This window comes from Streptomyces sp. WG5 (assembly GCF_049974565.1).
GTDB lineage: Bacteria > Actinomycetota > Actinomycetes > Streptomycetales > Streptomycetaceae > Streptomyces.
Genome location: NZ_JBNGGC010000204.1, coordinates 1 through 514, shown reverse-complemented (window position 1 = coordinate 514; position 514 = coordinate 1). Strand labels below are relative to the sequence as shown.

The following is a 514-nucleotide window of genomic DNA, read 5'->3' as shown; positions in this document are numbered from 1 at the left end:
CAAAAACGCCCGGCATGTGTCTTGCCGAGCGCCGGATCGAAGGTGCGGATTTGACGTTCAGATTTCCGCGCGCGTGGCTCGCCCAGTGGCGCGATGTCGCCAACGCGATGGATCGGATCATCAGCCAGATGCGCAAGGCGCGGAGCTGAGTAAATCCAACACCCGTCATGGCCGGGCTTGTCCCGGCCATCCACGTCTCCTTTCACGCGACGGTCAAGACGTGGATGCCCGGCACAAGGCCGGGCATGACGAAGAGATTGTGGCGAGCAAAGAGCTAATTCAATTCACCAGCACGGCGCCGTCGCAGCGCACGCCGGTGACCCAGGTGTCCACCTGCCCCAGTCCCACGCCCAGCGTCTGCAGCACCGTGTTGAGCAACGTGTCGATCGAGCCGGTCGCGCCGCCGATGATACTTGCCACCAGCGCGCCGATGCCGGGGATCGGCAGGCCGAGCGGTCCGAGCTGCACGCCGAGTTGCAGATCGCCCAGAAGGCTCGACGTCAGCGACGAGGTG

1 protein-coding gene is annotated in these 514 nt (G+C 64.8%); it reads right to left on the bottom strand.

The genetic code is table 11. From position 1 onward, the window contains the following. Window positions 1-279 precede the first annotated feature (279 nt). A partial coding sequence (locus tag ACP4IX_RS36635; RefSeq protein WP_426559023.1) for a hypothetical protein occupies window positions 280-514 on the bottom strand: 235 nt, incomplete at its 5' end.